This window comes from Microbacterium deminutum, from assembly GCF_039530205.1.
GTDB classification, from domain to species: Bacteria; Actinomycetota; Actinomycetes; order Actinomycetales; family Microbacteriaceae; genus Microbacterium; species Microbacterium deminutum.
Window position 1 is genome coordinate 1 of the sequence record NZ_BAAAOG010000026.1, and the last position, 1,043, is coordinate 1,043.

Below are 1,043 nucleotides of genomic sequence, written 5' to 3' on the forward strand. Positions count from 1 at the left end.
TTCGACACCGTGAACGACCCGCTACCCGACCGGGCGGCATCCAGCACCACCTGCGACGGACCCGCCACCGCGAACGGCGGCCCCTCCGGCCCCACCGGACCCACCGGCCCAAAACCCGCGTCACCCGACGACATGGCCACACGGTATCAGCGACGTTGCAGACGGGTCGGGGCGCACGCCGGGTTCGCCGCTCACCGTCCTGAGATCTGGCCGCGACCTCTGGGATGCGCGCCTAGGGACCTACCTGCTCGAAGATCCAGTCGTTCGGGATCAGGAGGTGGTCGTTCAAGGGGAAATTCCAGCATGCCGTGATGGGCGGCGGCTGCTTCGTCGTCACCGCGACCACGCTGCCGATGTTGGCCTCCACGCCTGCCTCGGGGTTCTGATCCTCGATCGGCGGATCGCACTCACCCGTCTCGCTGGAGGTGGTGCCGAGGATCTGGAAGCCCGCCTGCGAGAGCACCGACTGCGCATCGCCGAAGGTCAGCCCCACCACGGCCGGCACCGGCGCCGTCGTCGGCGGTGCGGGAGGGACGGTGTCCGTCATCTTCGAGGCCGCCGATTCGTGAGGCAGGACCGACACATCCTTGGGGGCGTCCTTGCCGGTGGCCTTCGGATCGACCCGCACCGCCGTCTCCACGACGCGGATCCGCCGTCCCTCGTCGGCAGGACTCACGACATAGGACTGACCTTGCGCGACCTTGGCATCCGGTCCGGTGCCGACCGTGATGTTCACGCAATCGACGGCGTCTTCGTCCGTGGCGGTGGCGGGGCAGCTCTGCCAGACGTGGAACAGCACGGCGTCGGCAGGATCCCACCCACCATCGACGACGGTCAGGTCCGACCCGATCTGGACGGTACCCGAGATCGTGGGCGCTTTGATCAGGGTGGGTGGAGGAGCTGGCCGGGTCAACAGCCAGATCAGGATGCCGCCCCCGGCCAGCAGCAGCACCGCGACCACCGCGACGATCACGATCCACCACGGGAACTTGCGCTTGTTCGGCTCCGCCACCTGGAACGCGACCGTCGGACCCGACACCACC

At 68.6% G+C, this 1,043-nt stretch carries 1 protein-coding gene; it reads right to left on the reverse strand.

Annotated elements, in window-relative coordinates:
* Positions 1 to 232 precede the first annotated feature (232 nt).
* The coding region (locus ABD212_RS18975) for a PASTA domain-containing protein (protein WP_344097784.1) at positions 233 to 1,043 on the reverse strand (811 nt) is incomplete at its 5' end.